The organism is Alteromonas sp. P256, assembly GCF_036864455.1.
Taxonomy (GTDB): Bacteria; Pseudomonadota; Gammaproteobacteria; order Enterobacterales; family Alteromonadaceae; genus Alteromonas.
Genome location: NZ_JAZETM010000007.1, coordinates 105,476 through 123,206, shown reverse-complemented (window position 1 = coordinate 123,206; position 17,731 = coordinate 105,476). Strand labels below are relative to the sequence as shown.

14 protein-coding genes are annotated in these 17,731 nt (G+C 45.8%); 5 read left to right on the top strand and 9 right to left on the bottom strand.

The features are described 5' to 3' along the window. The first annotated feature begins 309 nt into the window (after nt 1-309). The 4 genes from priA to hslU all read left to right on the top strand — a co-directional run bounded on the left by priA (nt 310) and on the right by hslU (nt 5,358). Nucleotides 310-2,502 (top strand): primosomal protein N', encoded by a 2,193-nt coding sequence (gene priA, locus V7R39_RS12385; RefSeq protein WP_334031021.1) that lies wholly within the window; start codon nt 310-312, stop codon nt 2,500-2,502. 101 nt (nt 2,503-2,603) lie between these two features. Further along, nucleotides 2,604-3,206 carry an SPOR domain-containing protein gene (locus V7R39_RS12380; RefSeq protein ID WP_334031018.1) on the top strand — a complete coding sequence of 201 codons (603 nt, stop codon included), beginning with the start codon at nt 2,604-2,606 and terminating at the stop codon, nt 3,204-3,206. A 144-nt stretch (nt 3,207-3,350) separates the two neighbouring features. Further along, on the top strand, nt 3,351-3,875 hold the full coding sequence (hslV, locus tag V7R39_RS12375; RefSeq protein ID WP_269520070.1) for an ATP-dependent protease subunit HslV: 525 nt from the start codon (nt 3,351-3,353) through the stop codon (nt 3,873-3,875). Nucleotides 3,876-4,029: 154 nt separating this feature from the next. Then, nucleotides 4,030-5,358, top strand: a complete 1,329-nt coding sequence (gene hslU, locus V7R39_RS12370) for an HslU--HslV peptidase ATPase subunit (RefSeq protein WP_334031015.1) — start codon at nt 4,030-4,032, stop codon at nt 5,356-5,358. 196 nt (nt 5,359-5,554) lie between these two features. On the opposite strand, the gene V7R39_RS12365 is transcribed toward hslU, so the two are convergent. The 5 genes from V7R39_RS12365 to V7R39_RS12345 all read right to left on the bottom strand — a co-directional run bounded on the left by V7R39_RS12365 (nt 5,555) and on the right by V7R39_RS12345 (nt 10,841). Further along, nucleotides 5,555-6,511, bottom strand: coding sequence for an ATP-grasp domain-containing protein (locus V7R39_RS12365; RefSeq protein WP_334031013.1), 957 nt, complete (start codon nt 6,509-6,511; stop codon nt 5,555-5,557). A 231-nt stretch (nt 6,512-6,742) separates the two neighbouring features. Next, complete coding sequence (locus tag V7R39_RS12360; RefSeq protein ID WP_334031011.1) at nt 6,743-6,937, bottom strand: hypothetical protein; 195 nt, start codon at nt 6,935-6,937, stop codon at nt 6,743-6,745. 46 nt (nt 6,938-6,983) lie between these two features. Then, nucleotides 6,984-7,295, bottom strand: a complete 312-nt coding sequence (locus V7R39_RS12355) for a helix-turn-helix domain-containing protein (RefSeq protein WP_032094940.1) — start codon at nt 7,293-7,295, stop codon at nt 6,984-6,986. Beyond that, a complete protein-coding gene (locus V7R39_RS12350; RefSeq protein WP_334031010.1) occupies nt 7,282-9,585 on the bottom strand; it encodes a peptidase domain-containing ABC transporter in 2,304 nt (767 codons plus the stop codon). Before V7R39_RS12350 ends, V7R39_RS12355 begins: the two co-directional genes overlap by 14 nt. 2 nt (nt 9,586-9,587) lie before the next feature. Beyond that, a complete protein-coding gene (locus tag V7R39_RS12345) occupies nt 9,588-10,841 on the bottom strand; it encodes an HlyD family secretion protein (protein WP_334031008.1) in 1,254 nt (417 codons plus the stop codon). 524 nt (nt 10,842-11,365) lie between these two features. Here V7R39_RS12345 and V7R39_RS12340 point away from each other — a divergent pair. Further along, nucleotides 11,366-12,910, top strand: coding sequence for a hydroxymethylglutaryl-CoA reductase (locus tag V7R39_RS12340; protein WP_334031007.1), 1,545 nt, complete (start codon nt 11,366-11,368; stop codon nt 12,908-12,910). A 177-nt stretch (nt 12,911-13,087) separates the two neighbouring features. Here V7R39_RS12340 and V7R39_RS12335 read toward each other — a convergent pair whose 3' ends face one another. The 4 genes from V7R39_RS12335 to V7R39_RS12320 all read right to left on the bottom strand — a co-directional run bounded on the left by V7R39_RS12335 (nt 13,088) and on the right by V7R39_RS12320 (nt 17,607). Beyond that, nucleotides 13,088-14,623 carry a M20/M25/M40 family metallo-hydrolase gene (locus tag V7R39_RS12335; RefSeq protein WP_334031005.1) on the bottom strand — a complete coding sequence of 512 codons (1,536 nt, stop codon included), beginning with the start codon at nt 14,621-14,623 and terminating at the stop codon, nt 13,088-13,090. Between the two features lie 189 nt (nt 14,624-14,812). After that, nucleotides 14,813-15,763, bottom strand: coding sequence for a VWA domain-containing protein (locus tag V7R39_RS12330; RefSeq protein ID WP_334031003.1), 951 nt, complete (start codon nt 15,761-15,763; stop codon nt 14,813-14,815). Then, a complete protein-coding gene (locus V7R39_RS12325; RefSeq protein ID WP_334031002.1) occupies nt 15,763-16,821 on the bottom strand; it encodes a VWA domain-containing protein in 1,059 nt (352 codons plus the stop codon). The genes V7R39_RS12330 and V7R39_RS12325 overlap by 1 nt, the downstream gene beginning before the upstream one ends. Before the next feature lie 15 nt (nt 16,822-16,836). Then, nucleotides 16,837-17,607, bottom strand: a complete 771-nt coding sequence (locus tag V7R39_RS12320) for a MotA/TolQ/ExbB proton channel family protein (protein WP_334031001.1) — start codon at nt 17,605-17,607, stop codon at nt 16,837-16,839. Nucleotides 17,608-17,731 lie beyond the last annotated feature (124 nt).

Here is a 17,731-nt window from a genome sequence, read left to right as displayed (position 1 = left end):
GCGGCGGATAATAAAGGAAGCCGCGCCAGCGATCAAGCGGTTTGTGTATGTAAAATGATCAAAGCGAAAAAAATAGGTTTTAGTACGGTAATCTAAAACTATTTGAGATGGTTTTATGGCAGCGATAAAAATTGTGTTTAAATATGCCCTATCTTAACTCTCACATTTCAACCCTCAAATTGATTGTGAGTATTCATTCTTGTTAACAGTGCTCGTTGTATTTGCTCGTCGTATAAGCTCCTCATATCAACGGTTAGCGAATCGGCTCTAATAACAACGAAAACAGTAGCCCTAGAGATGCGTTCTAACATGGCCTATATTTGTGTTGCGGTGCCAGTGCCTCTGCGACAGTTATTTACTTATACTCACCATTGCGACTTGGCCGCAGGCGTGCGAGTGCGCGTGCCATTTGGGCCAAGAAAGCTGGTGGGTATTGTTGTTGACGAGCCAAACAAAGACGCTCCTGAGATAGAGAATGCCGATAAGTTAAAGGCCATAGAAACGGTACTTGATGAAGCTCCTGTTATCGATGCAGTGCTTTTGAAAATGGCACAGTGGTTGTGGCAATACTATCATCATGCACCCGGCGAAGTGCTTCACACTATGCTTCCTGTTTTATTGAGAAAGGGGGAAACAGCGCAAGTATTGCCAGAAGAAAGAATACGGCTGACTGAAACGGGAGAACGCACTTCACCTGATGAACTAACACGGGCACCAAAACAAAAAGCATTTTTTGAGGCGCTACAAAAATCCAGTTTGTCAGCGCAGCAAAGTCGAAAGTTATTTGGTGCGCCAGCGGTCAAGTCTATTATCGATAAGTTGTTTGCCGAAGTGGTAGATGTGGTGCCTGAAGTGCGAGAGCAAGAATGGCTATCGACCATAACCATTGATGGAAAACCTATTCCCGATACCGAGCAATCTGTTGCCATTGCAGCGCTTAATCAGCAGCAGGGTAAGTTTGCCGTCAGTTTGCTTGAGGGCGTGACGGGAAGCGGAAAAACCGAGGTCTACTTACAGGCCATTGAGCCCTTATTACAAGCCGGTAAACAAATTCTTATACTGGTTCCGGAAATTGGACTGACTCCACAAACCGTATCTCGCTTTGAGAAGCGTTTCAGTATCGATGTTGGGGTGCTGCACTCCCAGCTTTCCGATAAAGCTCGGCTGCGGGTATGGCAGCGGGCAAAATCTGGCGAGCTAGGCATCGTCATTGGAACCCGTTCGGCAATATTCACTCCTTTGGCTAACCCAGGGATGATCATTGTGGATGAAGAGCATGATGAGTCGTTTAAGCAGCAAGACGGGCTTCGTTATCACGCCCGCGACTTAGCGGCGATGCGTGCAAAACAACACAGTATTCCTTTACTGCTAGGTAGTGCAACGCCCGCTTTAGAAAGCCTTAATAACGCGTTAAGTGGTCGGTACGCCCATTTACATCTTACCCGCCGAGCAGGTGGTGCACAGAATACGCACCAGCACCTTCTAGATGCGCGAGATCAGCCTTTGCATTACGGTATATCCCAAGCGCTGTTAACCATCATGCGCCAGCATATTAATGCGGGAAACCAGGTGCTGGTATTTGTGAATCGCCGCGGATACGCGCCTGCTTTGCTATGCCACCATTGTGGCGAAACGGTAACCTGCAAGCGTTGTGACAGACCTTACACCGTGCATAAGTCGCACAATCGGTTACAGTGTCACCACTGCGCTGGCACTCGAGCAATGCCAAGGCAGTGTGAAGCTTGTCACAGCTCGTCCCTTGTAACCGCAGGCACTGGCACAGAGCAAGTGGAAGACGGACTAGCGTCTTTGTTTCCAGATGTTAAGCAGGTGCGTATTGATAGCGATACGGTGCGAGGGAAGGATAAACTTCATCAAACCTTAGATGCCATTAATCGTCAGGAGTATCAATTACTTGTTGGCACTCAGATATTATCTAAAGGACATCACTTTCCTCACGTTACCCTTGTGGCCGTGCTTGATTGCGATGGCGCCTTGTTTAGCGCCGATTTCAGAGCGCCTGAAAAGTTAGCACAGCTAGTGACTCAGCTAGCAGGGCGTGCAGGAAGAGCCAGTAAGCCCGGCGAAATGTGGTTACAAACCCACAATCCCCATCATCCGCTGCTACAAGATTTAGTGAATAACGGCTATGGCCATTTTGCTCGCCATGCACTAATGGAGCGAAAAGCGGCAGGGTTACCCCCGTATATCAGCCAATTTGTGGTGCGCTGTGAAGCGGCTGACAGTGCGTTGGCGTTTGCCTTCTTGAGTGAGAGTCGCAGTGTGTTTGCGGCGAGCAACAATGACATAGAAATGAGTGGCCCTTTTCCATCGTTAATAGAAAAACGGCAGGGGCGCTTTCGGTTTATGTTGATATGCAGCCACAATAAGCGGGCTCCACTTCATGGCGTATTACGCCAGTCACTGCCGTTTTTGCAGGCACTGCCACAGGCGACAAAAGTGCGATGGTCGGTGGATATTGATCCAACCGATTTCAGTTAGCTTGTTTGCGAGCAATACGTTAAAATTCTGCCCATCAAAATACGTAGCATTAAAATACACATTTCGCATTTTAGTGATAATAAGCAGGAATATTGCCAACTATGGCTCAACGCGATTACGTCTCTCGTGGACGCACACAAAAAAATAAAAAAGCACCAAAGAAAGCGCCGGGCAAAGGCAATAGTCATTCCAATAGCCACGCGAGCAGCCGACAGTCGAGCGCGCCAAGCTTTCATACGCTTCCTGTGTTTATAATTGCGATAGTTATTGCCCTTGTGTTTGGCTTTGGCGCGTTTTTATGGTCAATTAAAGATAACGTAGAAGACGACGTGGATACCCAAGCTGCACGCCCTGTAGCGCCAACCGAAGAAGCCTTGCCTAAATTACCCGAAGAAGAATGGGAGTACATTAAAACGCTGCCTGGCTATGAAGTAGAGGTAGATGTTGAAGCCCAAGAGAAGTCAGACAAGCGATATCTTATGCAGTGCGCATCGTTTAGAACCCGTGCCCAAGCAGAAGAAATGAAGGCGAAAATCGCCTTTCAGGGTTTAGAGGCGCTCATTCGTCAAAGTACGGGAAGTAACGGAGACTGGTTCCGCGTTATTTTAGGTCCGTTTGAGTCTAAGCGAGATGCAGAAAAAGCCAAGCACAGCCTTCGCAAGGTCAACATTGCCACCTGTCAGATTTGGTATTGGAATCTATAATAGATAAATCAGGTAAGCGTGCAAACCCTCCAGCCCCTTGAAATTATAAACCGTCCCCCCACTTAAGGTTTATAGAATTGATAAGTTGCTGCCGCTAGGTGCTATTTAAGCGGCAGCAACTCCCAGCCAAAACGGGGAATTAACGTGACAACGATTGTATCTGTACGACGTGGAAATCAGGTGGTAATGGCCGGTGATGGTCAGGTATCACTAGGAAATACTGTGATGAAAGGCAATGCGCGTAAAGTGCGCCGCTTGTACCACGACAAAATATTAGCTGGGTTTGCCGGTGGTACCGCCGATGCATTTACCCTGTTTGAGCGTTTTGAATCTAAGCTTGAGGCCCATCAGGGGCATTTGACAAAAGCGGCCGTTGAGCTGGCCAAAGATTGGCGAACCGACAGGGCGCTTCGAAAGCTTGAAGCCCTTCTTGCTGTGGCCGATGAGACCGCATCGTTTATTATCACTGGTAACGGCGACGTGGTTCAGCCCGAAAACGATCTTATTGCTATCGGCTCTGGTGGCAACTACGCCCAAGCGGCGGCAACGGCTATGTTAGAAAATACCGAGTTAAGTGCTAAAGACATCGCGGAAAAGGCGTTGACCATTGCGGGTGATATTTGCGTATTCACTAACCATAGCCAAACGGTTGATGTACTAGATTATTAATGAGTGTACTAATTTACTAACGTACTTATCCATCAGCGTATTAATGCATTAGGTGGGCAGTAGCGACGTTATTGCTACTTTTTAACTGCGCAAACCGATATGTCGGAGTTTTCATAGCGCGCAGACCGAGCATGTTTTATAAAAGGGTTTATTCATGTCTGAAATGACACCAAGAGAAATTGTTCACGAGTTAGACCGCCATATTATTGGTCAACAAGATGCCAAGCGTGCAGTATCTATTGCGCTTCGCAACCGCTGGCGCAGAATGCAGCTAGAGCCTGAGCTGCGTCAAGAAGTGACACCCAAAAATATTCTTATGATTGGACCAACGGGCGTGGGTAAAACCGAAATTGCTCGTCGCTTGGCCAAGCTTGCCAACGCACCTTTTATTAAGGTAGAGGCGACAAAGTTCACTGAAGTTGGCTACGTGGGTAAGGAAGTCGAAACCATTATTCGTGACCTTGCCGATATCGCCGTGAAAATGACGAAAGAAAACGAAATGAAGAAAGTGAAATTCCGCGCTGAAGAAGCTGCTGAAGACCGCATTCTCGACGCCTTGTTACCACCTCCAGAAGACGCGTGGGGTAACAAGGAAGAAGTAGAAGACCGCGGTACACGTCAGGCATTTCGTAAAAAGCTTCGTCAGGGTGAACTCGACGACAAAGAGATAGAAATTGACGTTGCGCTTCCACAGGTAGGTGTAGAGATAATGGCGCCTCCTGGTATGGAAGAAATGACAAACCAGCTTCAAGGTATGTTCCAAAACTTGTCTGGTTCGCAAAAGAAAAAGAAAAAGCTGAAAATTAAAGATGCGTTTAAACTGCTGATTGAAGAAGAAGCGGCGCGCTTAGTTAATCAAGAAGACTTAAAGGAAAAAGCCATTGAGGCGGTAGAGCAGCACGGCATTGTGTTCGTTGATGAGATTGACAAAATTTGTAAGCGCGAAGGCAACAACTCTGCCGACGTGTCGCGAGAAGGTGTACAGCGCGACTTGCTACCTTTAGTTGAAGGCTCCACGGTATCAACCAAGCACGGTATGGTAAAAACCGATCATATTTTGTTTATTACCTCTGGTGCATTTCAAATGAGTAAACCGTCAGATCTTATTCCTGAGCTTCAAGGCCGTTTGCCCATTCGCGTTGAATTATCGGCACTGAAAGTCGGCGACTTTAAACGCATTCTTACCGAGCCAAGCGCGTCGCTTACTCAGCAATATATAGCATTAATGAAAACTGAAGGGGTAACGGTAACCTTCGACGATTCAGGTATTCAGCGTATTGCAGAAGCAGCGTGGCAGGTCAATGAACGCACCGAAAACATAGGGGCTCGTCGTCTTCACACCGTGCTTGAGCGTTTAATGGAAGATATCTCTTATGATGCATCGGAGAAAAGCGGCGAATCATTTGTGATTGATGCTGATTACGTTAACAGCCACCTAGAAACGTTGGTAGATAACGAAGACCTTTCACGCTTTATTTTGTAATTAAAGCAAAGGCCTGCAAATAGACCTAACGAGAAAACTAACAACAACCCAGCTGCTAGCAGCTGGGTTGTTGTTGGGTCACCTTGATGTAGAGCCACTGCACCTGCGGTGATACGCTGTGATTACGAACAATTAAAGTCTCGCTGAGTAAGTAATTATCTATGCGAACTGGTATACGCTACTACAAAGTCGCAACCTACATAGTTAACAGGTTTAACAGTTTTCCTGTGATGTCCAAACCAGTGTCGCGCTCTACTTTTAGGTAAAAAGGGCTTGGGTTCGCTTCTAAGAAAAAGTACGTGTCTTTGTTGGTCTTGCGCCAATCAATAGCGCACCAATACATGCCAAGTGCTTTACATATTCTAACCGCTAAGCGTTTGATGTGTTGGGGTATCACCGTAATTACCGGCGTTGCGCCATCATCGTTTCTGTAATCCAACTCATCTGAGTCGATGCGTACACTCACCACTTCATTACCTAGTACATAGCTTCGAATATTCGTACCGCTTATATATTTTTGAAAAGTGACGGGGCGTTGCGATAGCAAGGTCGTTAACAAAGGTCGAAGATGTTCTGTTTTATTGACAAACTGGGCTACTTTGCCGCCTCGCACCGGTTTGTAAACGACCTCCTGCAAATTACTGCAAAATTGCGCAGCAGCCTCAGGCGCATTGCCCACGAAAGAATAGGGGATATTCGCGCCTTGTTGCGATGCAATACTCAACTGCATGGGTTTGCACTGATGAGAGCGAACGGCGTCTATAGAGTTTACCCATTTGGTGCCATGGTATGTAAACCAGCACAGCAGTGTGCTCGACAACTCTTGTTCAATCCACACGGCTTGTGCAGCTGTTTGTTGCCGGTTTTTAGATGCTGAAGAAGTATCAGAATCCGCTGTCATAGTCTTTGTAGGAATGTACTGGTGCCAGTACACGGCCTTTATCTGTGAAAACATCACCCTTTGTTTGGGCATAAGCTGATGTGGCGTGAAATGCAGATAGCCTTCGTTGCAATCGGGGTCAAAACTAATGGTCCACTGGCTGCCAAAATAGGCGGTATTAGCAATAAAATAAGGTGTGTTTTGTTGGGTTAGCGCGCTTGCCAAATGTATGAGCTGCGGGTCGTTCTCGTCGCCAATAAGTCCAATGTACATGCGATTTCCTTTTTGCATGAAAAATGTAAAAGCGCTGAAAAATATAAGGGCTTCACGCCCTTTTTTGCGTCGACTCCTGCGTAAATACTCATGCATTGAAGGGCAGTATTTACGTGCAGCAATCACGTGCAACAATTACGAGCAGCAACTGGCTGCGTCATTCAGCGCATAGATTGCTGCCTAGCTGCGTTTACAACAATTCGAACGCAGTTAGGCAGGTATTGCGATGGGTTAAGCAAGTATATCCGGTAAGGTCCCTCCGCCTTCACCAATAGCCATGGTGATATAAACCGGTTCCTTGTAAATCGGCAGACTGGGTAAATTGAACGTTGGTGGTTTTACACCTTCCGCTTGATATGTCCGGCCGCCTGATACAACAAATAGTTGCTCTTCTGCTAGTGTTACAGCTTGTTGTTGGTCTTTCATTGGTTACGCTCCTTGTATTAGCGTGGGTTAAAATGAAGTCGTCGCGCTAGTGCGAGACGACTTCGCGGTAAAGGGTTCTGAAGCAGCCAGCGATAAGTGCTGTCCGGCTGGTTATATTGAGCTTTTTATAAATATTGGCGCAGTGAAATTTCACCGTTCGCTCACTGATAAACAGCTGATCTGCAATCAGCTTGTTCGAGCATCCCCCCATTATTTTGTGAACAACCTGAAGCTCTCGCTTTGACAAACATTTTATAGGGATAAGTGTGCCGCTTGACGTTATGCCCTGGGCCTCAACCTGCATTCGCTCAGATTCGGTCATAAGGACGTTGCTTTCTCTCACTTCATGTATTTTCATCGGTGTTCTCCATGGGGTTTTCAATAGGCTTTGTTTCTTCAGTTGAGGGTGGTAAAAGCTGTAAACTGGTATGTGTTAATCGGTAAACGGTATCGGCAATGGCGATAGATTGAGGGCGATGTGCAACCATAATACGAGTGATATTCAGCGCGCTAAGATGGCGATTAATGTTTTCCTCGTTTGCCATATCGAGATGGCTACTGGCTTCATCTAAAAATAAAATGTCTGGGCATTGGTAAAGGGCTCGAGCGAGTAAAAGGCGCTGTTTTTGCCCGCCGCTTAAACTACTCCCCATATCTCCCACCAATGAGTGATATTGCATAGGCATCGACGCTATTTCTTCGTGAATACAAGCTAGCTGAGCGGCGTGAATAATCTGCTCTAGACAGGGCGTTTCTGAAAAGCAGCTGATGTTATCGGCAATGCTGCCATTTAAAAGGGTGTCCTCTTGTAACACCGAGGCTATCTTGCATCTTTCATGCTGCGTATTGTGATGCAGATGGCTAACACTGCCTTCAGAGGGCGCGTACAACCCCATGAGGCATTTGATAAGCGTACTTTTTCCGCTGCCACTGCCTCCGGTAATGGCAATAATGTCGCCGCGGTTTACCGCTAAATTGATGTGTTTAAAAACAGGCTCGCTCGCTTCGCTGTACTGAAAACTCAGGTTTTTCGCCAGTAGCGCTGTGCTGTGACTCTTTGTGCTAGTCGGACTGTCTAAAGAAACGCTCGCGCTTCTCAATGTTTCAGCTTGTGCTGTTTCTATATCGCCGGCTTTTATACCACTGGCTTTGGGGTTGTCGAGTGCTTCACGCTTTTGAGGTTGGTGGCTCTGAGGATAAAGCTCTGCTGAAGCCCCAACTGAGTGAGAGGCGGGTTTGGTCAACACAATATCGCCTAAGCGAGTAAAGTGAACGCTCAGCATTTTAAATTCAATAATACTATTGATGACGCCATCTACGGCGCTGGTAAAGCGAACTTTATAGGCTATAAAGGCCAACAGCATTCCAATGCTCATGGTGCTGTCAATCACAAGCAGAGCGCCGGCGTAAATAACCGCGAGATTCTCAAGGCCAAACAAGGCTTTATTCACTGCATCATTGCCAATGTTGAGCTTGCCCAGACTAATATCTTTGTTCAACGTGGCAACAAGCTTGTTCTGCCAATGACTGTGGCGCTGTGCTTCTTGGTTATATACCCGAATGGGTAAAATACCGCGCATACTTTCAATGAAGTGACTTTGCTCCGTTGCCGCTAAGCCAATTCTTTCTGTTGTTAACCGTTTCATAAACGAAAGCACAGCGAGGCGACAAGCTACGTACAACGCCATAGCTCCAACAACTAACGCGGTAAGCTGTATTGAATACACCACCATGACCACCAGTGTGATAACGGCTAATAAACCATCGAGCAGAGCGGTAACGACCCCAGTAGTTAAAAACTCTCTTATCTGTCCTAGTGAGCTAAATCGAGAGACCACATCACCCACATGGCGTTTGGCAAAATAGTCTAAAGGCAGTGAAAGAAGGTGTTTAAATACGGAAGCGGAAAGCTGTAGCTGCAAGCGCATAGACACAGATAATACGAGTAGTTTGCGCAATACATAGGTGAAAATTTCAATAAGTAGCAACAAGGCAAAGCCAAGCGCGAGCGCATTGAGAAGCGCATCGTTACTGTAAACCAGCACATCGTCTACTACCGTTTGCATGTAGTACGGACTGGCCAGTACAAAAAGTTGCAGCAAAATGGACAGCGCAATAAGCGTAACGAGATTGCGCTTGAAACCAATAGCATTGACGAAGAAGTCTTTGAGTGTGAGCGTAGGCGCGGTACTCACTGGCGTAAAGCTGTTAGTAGGAGAGACTTCAAGGGCAATGCCCGTCATTGACTTTGAGGCCTCGCTGAGCGTTAAAGTGCGCTCTCCCTGTGCGGGGTCGTTGATAGTGACTCTGTTATTATCAACGTGGGTTAACACAACAAAGTGCTTCATATCCCAGTGCAAAATGGCGGGGCAAGTCAACTGACGCAAATGGTCTATTTCGATTTTCAGCGCACGGCACTGCAGGCCAACATGTTGACCAATGCTCATTACATCAAGTAGTGTGCAGCCCCGCATCGATACCGACATGGTTTGCCGAAGGTGGTTAAGGTCTCGCTTGTCGCCGTAAAACTGTGCAATCATATTCATGCAGGCCAACCCACATTCTGCCGCTTCACTTTGTAAAATGAGTGGTACTCTGTTTTTCTGGAGAAACGAGATATTTAGTGGTGTACTTGCTTGTGCGAACATGCTTATAACCTCCCTGAAAGACTATAAAGAGGCTCTAACAACCACTCTATGAGTGTGCGCTGACTTAGCTCGATATCGGCAGAAAAAGTCATTCCTGCTTTTAATTGAATATGCTCACCATAGGCAACAAGCGTCTCGTTAATAAGCTCGGCTGTAACCAAATAAGCAGGCTCGTTTGCAGTGATCGGAGCATCGTTTAATTCGCCAGGCAAAATTAAGGTTCTAGAGATACGAAGAATGTGGCCCGACTGCATACCAAACTTTTGATAGGGAAACGCATCGTAACGAATATTGAGTGATTGTCCTTCGTCGATAAACCCAGCTGAGTGAACCGGAATTAACATGTGGGCCTGCATGGAGGAAGATTTTGGCACCAAAGTAAGCAATAGATTATTACTTTTTATGTCGTAGCCAGGTTTAATATGCAGGCCCGATACGACCCCTCCTTGAGGCGCATAAATCGTTTCTTCGTGAGTGTTGTGATGGGCCACTATTTGTTGATTCAGATCGCTAAGGGCATTTTGATAATTGGCGAGTTCATTTCTCTGCTGCATGGGCAAAGATGCTCGCTCCTGAGTCAGCGATGAAATCTTGTTGTTCGCAGTATTTTGGTTTTGAATAGCGCGCTTTAGCTGCTCTTCGCTAGCGAGCTTTCGTAAATTTTGCTCTTGATAAGCAATATGACTAACGTGCCCGTCGTGATAAAGGGATTGAGTGTTCTCAAAATGGGTTAGCGTAACGTCGTACTGTGAGCGTGTAATACGTGCGATGTCCTTAAATTCTGCCAGCTCTTCTCCCGCATGAGTAATTGACACATCGAGCTTGTACAACGAATTGCTATGAAGGGTGTGTAAGCGCTCGATAATACCTTGTGTTCTTTTTCGCTTTTCTTCTAGTTCTTTGAGAAGCCTTTCGCTCACCGGCGTCCCTAACTCATTTTTATTGCTGTAACTTACCCTTAAAAGCGATGCACCGCGCTCAACATACTGACCTTCTTTAACGAAGATATCTGCTACCTGTCCTCCGCGCGGATCGGCGTAGAGTTTGTATACACCACCATGGGGCTCTAACCACCCCTTAACAGAGGCTTTTCTGGCGTAGCTGCTTTGCATCAGAAAAACAATAAGCACCATAAACCAAACGACTAAAACTGCGGCAATAACCATGAAGGCTGGTTTTGGTGTCATCAATAAACGACCGGTAATAGCCGCCGATTGATGAGCAATTGCTTCCTTTCGGAATAATCCCTTTCTCATTACTGCTCCTTTTTTCCCTTCACTAAGGTGTATTAAACAGGGCCTATTTCGTGTGATTAGCTCACCGAATATGCCTTGGTGAAAAAGGTATCTGGCTGTCTCTTCCGTGCAGACGTTTTATCCCTGGCATCCCATTCCATGACGCCTCCCTTATTGCTGCCAGATACCTTCTAGTCATCGTTGTTGCGACGACACATAAACTTTAGGTGATTGATTAGTAGTGTGTAATTTAGCGAAGGCCCAGTGCTTTGAAGGCCAATAAAAATGGGTGTTTGGCTCATTTTTGAAAAGCGTGGCGCAAAAATAGATAAGAAAATGTGTAAAAAGCAGCAAAGATTGACCTACATTAAATAACAAGTAGTCATAGATCTGTATAAAGAATGTGCTATAAAAAACATCAGAGATCTGCAGTAGCCCGAAGGGTAAGTTAAGAAATGCCAAAAAAGTGGAAAAGAAAAAATAGAACATAAATACCAAAGCGACAAATAAGAATCAGAAAAAATATACGCTAATAAGGAAGTCTCATGTTTGTGCCCAGCATATTATTAAAACAACTTTACACACGCGCCAGCCTCTCAAAAACGAGCTCGGGGTTATCGTTCTCGCTTAAAAATAGATTAAAAGACGCAACCATCGAAAAGCTCCATTGGGTTTCTTTAGATGGAGAAAAAATTCCAGAGGATAAAATTTCACTTCAACTTACTCACGATACGTTTTTACCTGCAGCTGAACTTAATCAATCTGACGGTAAGCCCTTTGCGCTAAGGCAAACCATCACGCTACATCTAGATATCGAAAAAGACGCGTGCCCAGAAAAGCGAAAACTCGGGATATGTTTTTCTGCATCGCCGTTTGGAAAGTTGAAGTTTGAGGTAGAGGACAATATTACGTTAGCTGGGCAACGCAGTGCGCATATTCCTCGAGATGACTTAGACGATTATGGCGAATCTATTATAAAAACTCGTCAGCAGTATTTTGAAAGTGCCACCGGTAATAAAGTTGATCATGTAGGGAAATACTCTATCGACCCCAATGATTTGAAAGGCAACATCGAACACTTTATTGGCGTAGCCCAAGTGCCAATTGGCATTGCTGGCCCTGTAAAAATAAATGGCGAGCACGCAAAAGGTGAGTTTGTTGTGCCTTTAGCAACCACAGAAGGTACATTGGTGGCCTCGTATAATCGAGGTATGAAGTTGTTAAACATGAGCGGCGGCGTAACCGCGACCGTTGTTGACGATGCTATGCAGCGTGCGCCCGTGTTTATATTTGAAAATGCCCGAAGTGCAAGAGATTTTGTGAAATGGGTACAGGAAAATATTGAAAAAATACGTGAAGAAGCTGAGGCCACGTCTAGCATTGCCAAGTTAACGTATATCGACCATTTTCTCTCAAACAAATTTGCCTTCCTTCGCTTTAACTACCGTACGGGCGACGCAGCCGGTCAAAACATGGTGGGTAGAGCCACATTTGCTGCTTGCGGATGGATACTGGACCACTACAAAGGTATTGAGAACTTCTATCTTGAATCGAATTTCGCTACCGATAAAAAAGCATCACAAATTAATATTATGCGTACCCGAGGTAAGCGCGTAACTGCAGAGGCCACCATCAAGCGTGAGCATTTATTAGAGGTAATGCGGGTTGACCCTAAACAGATTGATTATCACGGACGAGTGGCGGGTGTAGGCTCATTCTTATCTGGCGTAAACAACACTGGCCTGCATTCACCCAACGGTATCACTGCAATGTTCATAGCCACGGGGCAAGACGTAGCCAACGTGTCCGAGTCATCAGCAGCAATTATGTACTCAGAGCTAACCGAAGAGGGAGACTTGTATGTCTCTATTACCATTCCCTCGCTAATTGTGGCCACCTACGGAGGCGGCACTGGCATTGGTACGCAAAGAGAATGTTTAGAGCTGCTTGATTGCTATGGCCGCGACCGCGTGTATAAGTTCGCTGAAATCATTGCATCGGTAGTATTGGCAGGTGAGATATCACTGGCATCGGCCATAAGCTCGTCAGACTGGGTATCGTCTCACGAGCAGTATGGACGTAACAGATAGCTAAGGTGCTAATAGAAAACGTACGGTTGTGGCATGCTTAAAATCACTATTAAGGCATGCTCAAAGCCCGCTTACTCATTAGGTGAGAGAGTCGCGCTTAACAAGCGGGAGTCTCTTCACCCTTACTCACGTTGTTGCATCTACTTGCACAGCGCACATTGCCCAGATCAAACCCGCTTAGCGATCATATTCCGATAAAATAGCGGCGTAAATTGCTACCGTATCCCACAAGTTCTGTAACCGCAGATTTTCATTGCGACCATGTTGGTTATTATCATGGTTAGCGATGGGCAGAATAATAATGGGCATATCAAGAGCCTGCTCAAATAAATATATGGGTAAACTGCCGCCGAGAGTTGGCGTGAGGATAGTTGGCTGTTCGTCCATGCTATTCATGATAGCTGTTAATTTTTTTGCTTGTGGGCTATCTACTTTTGAGCGAAAGGCAGGGTAGGCACCAGCGCGCCAATCTAGCATCACAACCTTACTGTTTTCCCGGCGTAATTTAACACTAGGCGGTTCATGCACAATGGTGTAACCCTGATTTTTAATGTGCGCTTCCATTTTTTTGCGCAAGAATGCGGGCGTTTGGTCTGCAGCCAATCGCATGTTAATGGATGCCGTGGCTTCTGACTGTATTATATTGCGCGCCTGATTACCTACGCCACCGGCTTGCAGTCCCTTAACAATAATTGCTGGACTCAGCACGCCTTCCTCTACTCGTACTGTTTTACCCAAACTTTCGGCAATGGCTAAGTCGTATTTAAGCTGCTCATCCACAGGAGGAATGTTGGCGATTGCCCGTCGCTCCACTTCACTGATAGGGCGCACTTCATCGTTATAGCCATCGATTAGAATATTGCCCTGCTCGTCGGTCATTGAGGTGAGCAGGCGCATTAATCCATCGGTAGGGTTTGGGGAAAAATTACCGTAATGGCCGCTATGCAATGGGCTTAACGCACCGTAAGTGGTGATATCTACAGTCATGCTGCCGCGCATACCAAACACTAGCTGCTTATTTCTGCTAGGGTGCATTGGACCGTCGCAAAATAGCATGAGGTCGGCAGTCATCTTGTCGCCGTGTTCTTGCAAAATAGCCTCTAATGTTGGACTGCCTACTTCTTCTTCACCGTCTAAAATCAGTTTTATATTTACGCTAGGCGCTACGTTATGAGCTTTCATAGCGTCTAGGGCTGCCATTAGCGCAATGACTGGGGCTTTGTCATCGCCAGCAGAGCGAGCCGCCAGTCGCCATTCTGGGTTTAGTGGCGATTTGCCATCCCAATCAACGGGTTTACCACCACGCTCTATGGGCTTATCGATAAGCGTAGGTGTAAAAGGCGGTGTTGCCCAGTTAGCAGGCTCCACTGGTTGTCCATCAAAATGGGCATAAATCAGGATGGTTTTGGTAGCACCCGGTACGCTTTTCTCTGCCAAAATATACGGTGCACGACCTGCCGATACGACTTCAGAGGTAAACCCTCTTTGCGCAATATAGTTGGTTATCCACTTGGCGTTAACCAGCATGTCCTGTGTGTTAGCACTCACATTGGGAAGGGCTAAGAGAGACGAAAAATCTTGCAATATTTGTTGTTGATTTTCTTGGGTGTAATTTCTGAGTTCACTGAAGTTTTTCAGCCGAGAGCTATCAGCGATTGATGGCAAAGTGAATAACAAACTAACCAATAGTAAGGAGTATTTAAGGCCGCGCATACATTACCTTTAAATGGCAAATGAGTGGTTTAAAAGTAAGGCATTAGCTTGGCATAAGCAATTTTCTTTAATGTGGATGAGGAAGGCTTACCTCCTAACCTCGAAAAAATAGGTTGGTTTACTTTTTCTTTTTGTAGCAGTAGAAGCCAATTGGGTGGGAGAAGCTTGGAATTTTGGTAAGGTGCTTCATTAAAAATACTGACCTATAAACGCACCGCGGTTTCGCTTAGCAACCGCTTGCATAAAAGCACCAAAGCGTTGCGCATTGCCATTACTGCGACTAAAACCAACCCCATGGATACGTATGATTGGCTTACCATCTGCACCAGCATTTGCCTGAGTTATTTGGGTTACCGTTCGGTCAAAATTGCTTAGCTGGTAGTCATCACCAAATACATAAAGACTCACTTTCCCTTTAGTGTTTTTGTAGAGCTTTATTGCTTTTAAAATACCCGCTTCAGGCTGGCTCGCACCACCTTTAAAGCTTTGCATTTGGTTCATGGCTGTTTTTCTGAGCGTTGGCCTATCGTCCAGCCACTGCCCAGCTTTACTTGAAAACATAAAGCCGCCGTCGGCTGACATTATTTGAAAGCCTTTCATCTTTGGGTGGTTCTGCAGAATATCGTTAACAATGGTGATGACTCTGTTCCAGCTACTTCCATTAGACATGGAGCCTGAGTTATCAATGGCAAAAATGACATATTCCGCGTCTGTGGGTATACCGCCTACATCATCATCGGGAGTATCTGTTGAATTAGGCGTATTTAACATGGCGGTGGCGTGACGAATTTCAGCTCTCAGTGATGATGCCTTGTCTTGTAGCTGCGTTATTGTTTGCTGGGCACGAGGTATGGAGGAGTTTAAGTTTTTTTGTTTATCGGTTACCGAGGCCGTCTTGCTTTGAGCCGATTTAAGCTCTTGTTGCTTATCTGAAAGTGCACCTTTCAGGGTTTCCACACTTACCTGTGCTTGTAAAACCTGGTCAATGAGAATGCTGACGTTGTTCGGGCCTCGCTCAGTATCTTCAGTACCATTTTTTGCAAGCAACACCAGCATAATAACCGCGCCGAAGGCACAAGAGATAATATCTAAAAACGCAATGTTGAAGACTTCTACAGGAGCTCGCTGAATTTTCCGCATTACGGCCACTCCGGTGCTGGTGAAAGAAAAGTGCCGCTTGTCACTCGAGTCCATTCCCAATACATAGGTGTAGCAAAAGGGTCGCCCTCAATGGGCAATAGAATAACGTTGTAATGTACCCCTTTCTTCGCGCGCTTTACGGTTTCTACAAACAGTGCTTTTCTACAGTCAGACGAAATGGATTTTTTACTACTGATAAAGTTTCTGCAGCTCAGTGGCAAACCATCACCTTGTGTTGGCAGTCCGTCCGTCACAATGTAAACATCGGTTATGTTTGGATTAGCGTCAAACAACACGTTAAGCCCTTCTTGGAGATTAGTTCCTCCACTTGGCACCACTGCACCTAAATCTTTAACAATTGCATTCATAGAGCCACTGACTTTTGCACTAATGATTTTCCTGATCCCCAGTGTTTCAGCTGTATCAGAAAAGGTTACAACAGAAAGCCTTGATGTTTGAGGTACTCTTGCAAGCATCCATTGTGCCACTCGTTTTGTACGCACCCATTTGGGCGTAGACACTTTTTGTCCGTCGCTTAACGCCAGTTTGCTCAACACATCAAGCAGGTTATCTCCCATCATTGACGCGCTTTTATCAACCAATATACCTATATCTGAGCCTTCTATCTTAAGACCCGTTATATAGTTCTGTTCGCCGGTGCCCTGCATTTGAATATTGGCCGATTTCTCCACTTCTTTAGATAGCGCAGCTAGCTGATTTTCAAGGTCGGCCACTACAGCCATTTCGGTAGACATATCTTGTAACAGCTTGGACTGATCTTGCGTGCTATCTTTTTGGGCTTGCTCAACATCGTCCTGCTTGGCCGATTCAAGGGCAATTTTATCGTTCACTTCATCTATTGATTTTTTAAGCTGCTGCTGCTCGGTTTGTGCTGCCGCTAATTCTTGCTCCAGCCTTTCTTTTTCATCAGTAGGAGTGGGAGTGAACGCGTTAAAATCGACTAAAATGAATATAAGGATGACGGCGCCTAACCCGCATGCCATGACATCGAGAAAGGCAAGATTAAATCCGTCTACGGGTTTACGGGCTTTTGGCATGCTTTTGTTGCTCTATTAGTTATGTAAATGTGAGAGCAAGTGACGTTCACATGATGCCTGAGTGCGGATCACCATAGTATCTTGGCGACCGTTAAGCAGGTGCATTAACAGCATTAAGATAAGGGAGATAAACAGGGCAACGAGCGTAGAGTTAAATGCCACGCCAAGCGAGGCGGTCATTCCAGCAATATCGCCCTCAAGCGCCGCATCAGCTTGAGCAAGAGCAGCACCTATACCGCGCACAGTACCCACAAAGCCAATAGAGGGAATCGCCCAAATGATGTATCGAATAACGTTATTGCCACTTTCTAGTTGTGCAGCAATGTTATCAATGGATGAATGAATAGCATCGGCAGCATGCTGAACATTCTTTGTGTTTTTGTAACGTCGAATGCAGTTTATCCAAGTGCTGTAAGCGGGAGTGTCACTATAGGAGGAAGAAGATAGTTCGTTAATTGCCTCATCAATATCTAACGGTGTATCTTTATCGTGTTCTGGCAGCAGATCGCGAGAATAAATTTCTTCTTCATCAAGCAACTTCCAAAGTTTGTATACCATCAAAAAAATACAAAATAGCATTAAGGAAATACACACTTGCTGCTCAATATCTTTCAAAATAACCCAGATAGATGACAGTGAGGCTGTGCCTGTGCTCGCAATAACCTTTTCCGCTGCCGGCCTAATAACCCCAGCAAATAGAAAGTGAACAATGGCGAAAATAAGCAGAAAAACGCCGCCGCTAAAGAGAAAGCTTGGATTCATTGATAACGCATTATTTTTATTCATAGTAAATCCTTGGCGCTAAATATTTGTTGGAAAGTCTTGGGGGGCGTCTAACGACACTAAGTATGCGCTTGCTGTTCCGGCAACGATCAAAAGAATGGCCGCAATGATAAATTTTTTCTTCATA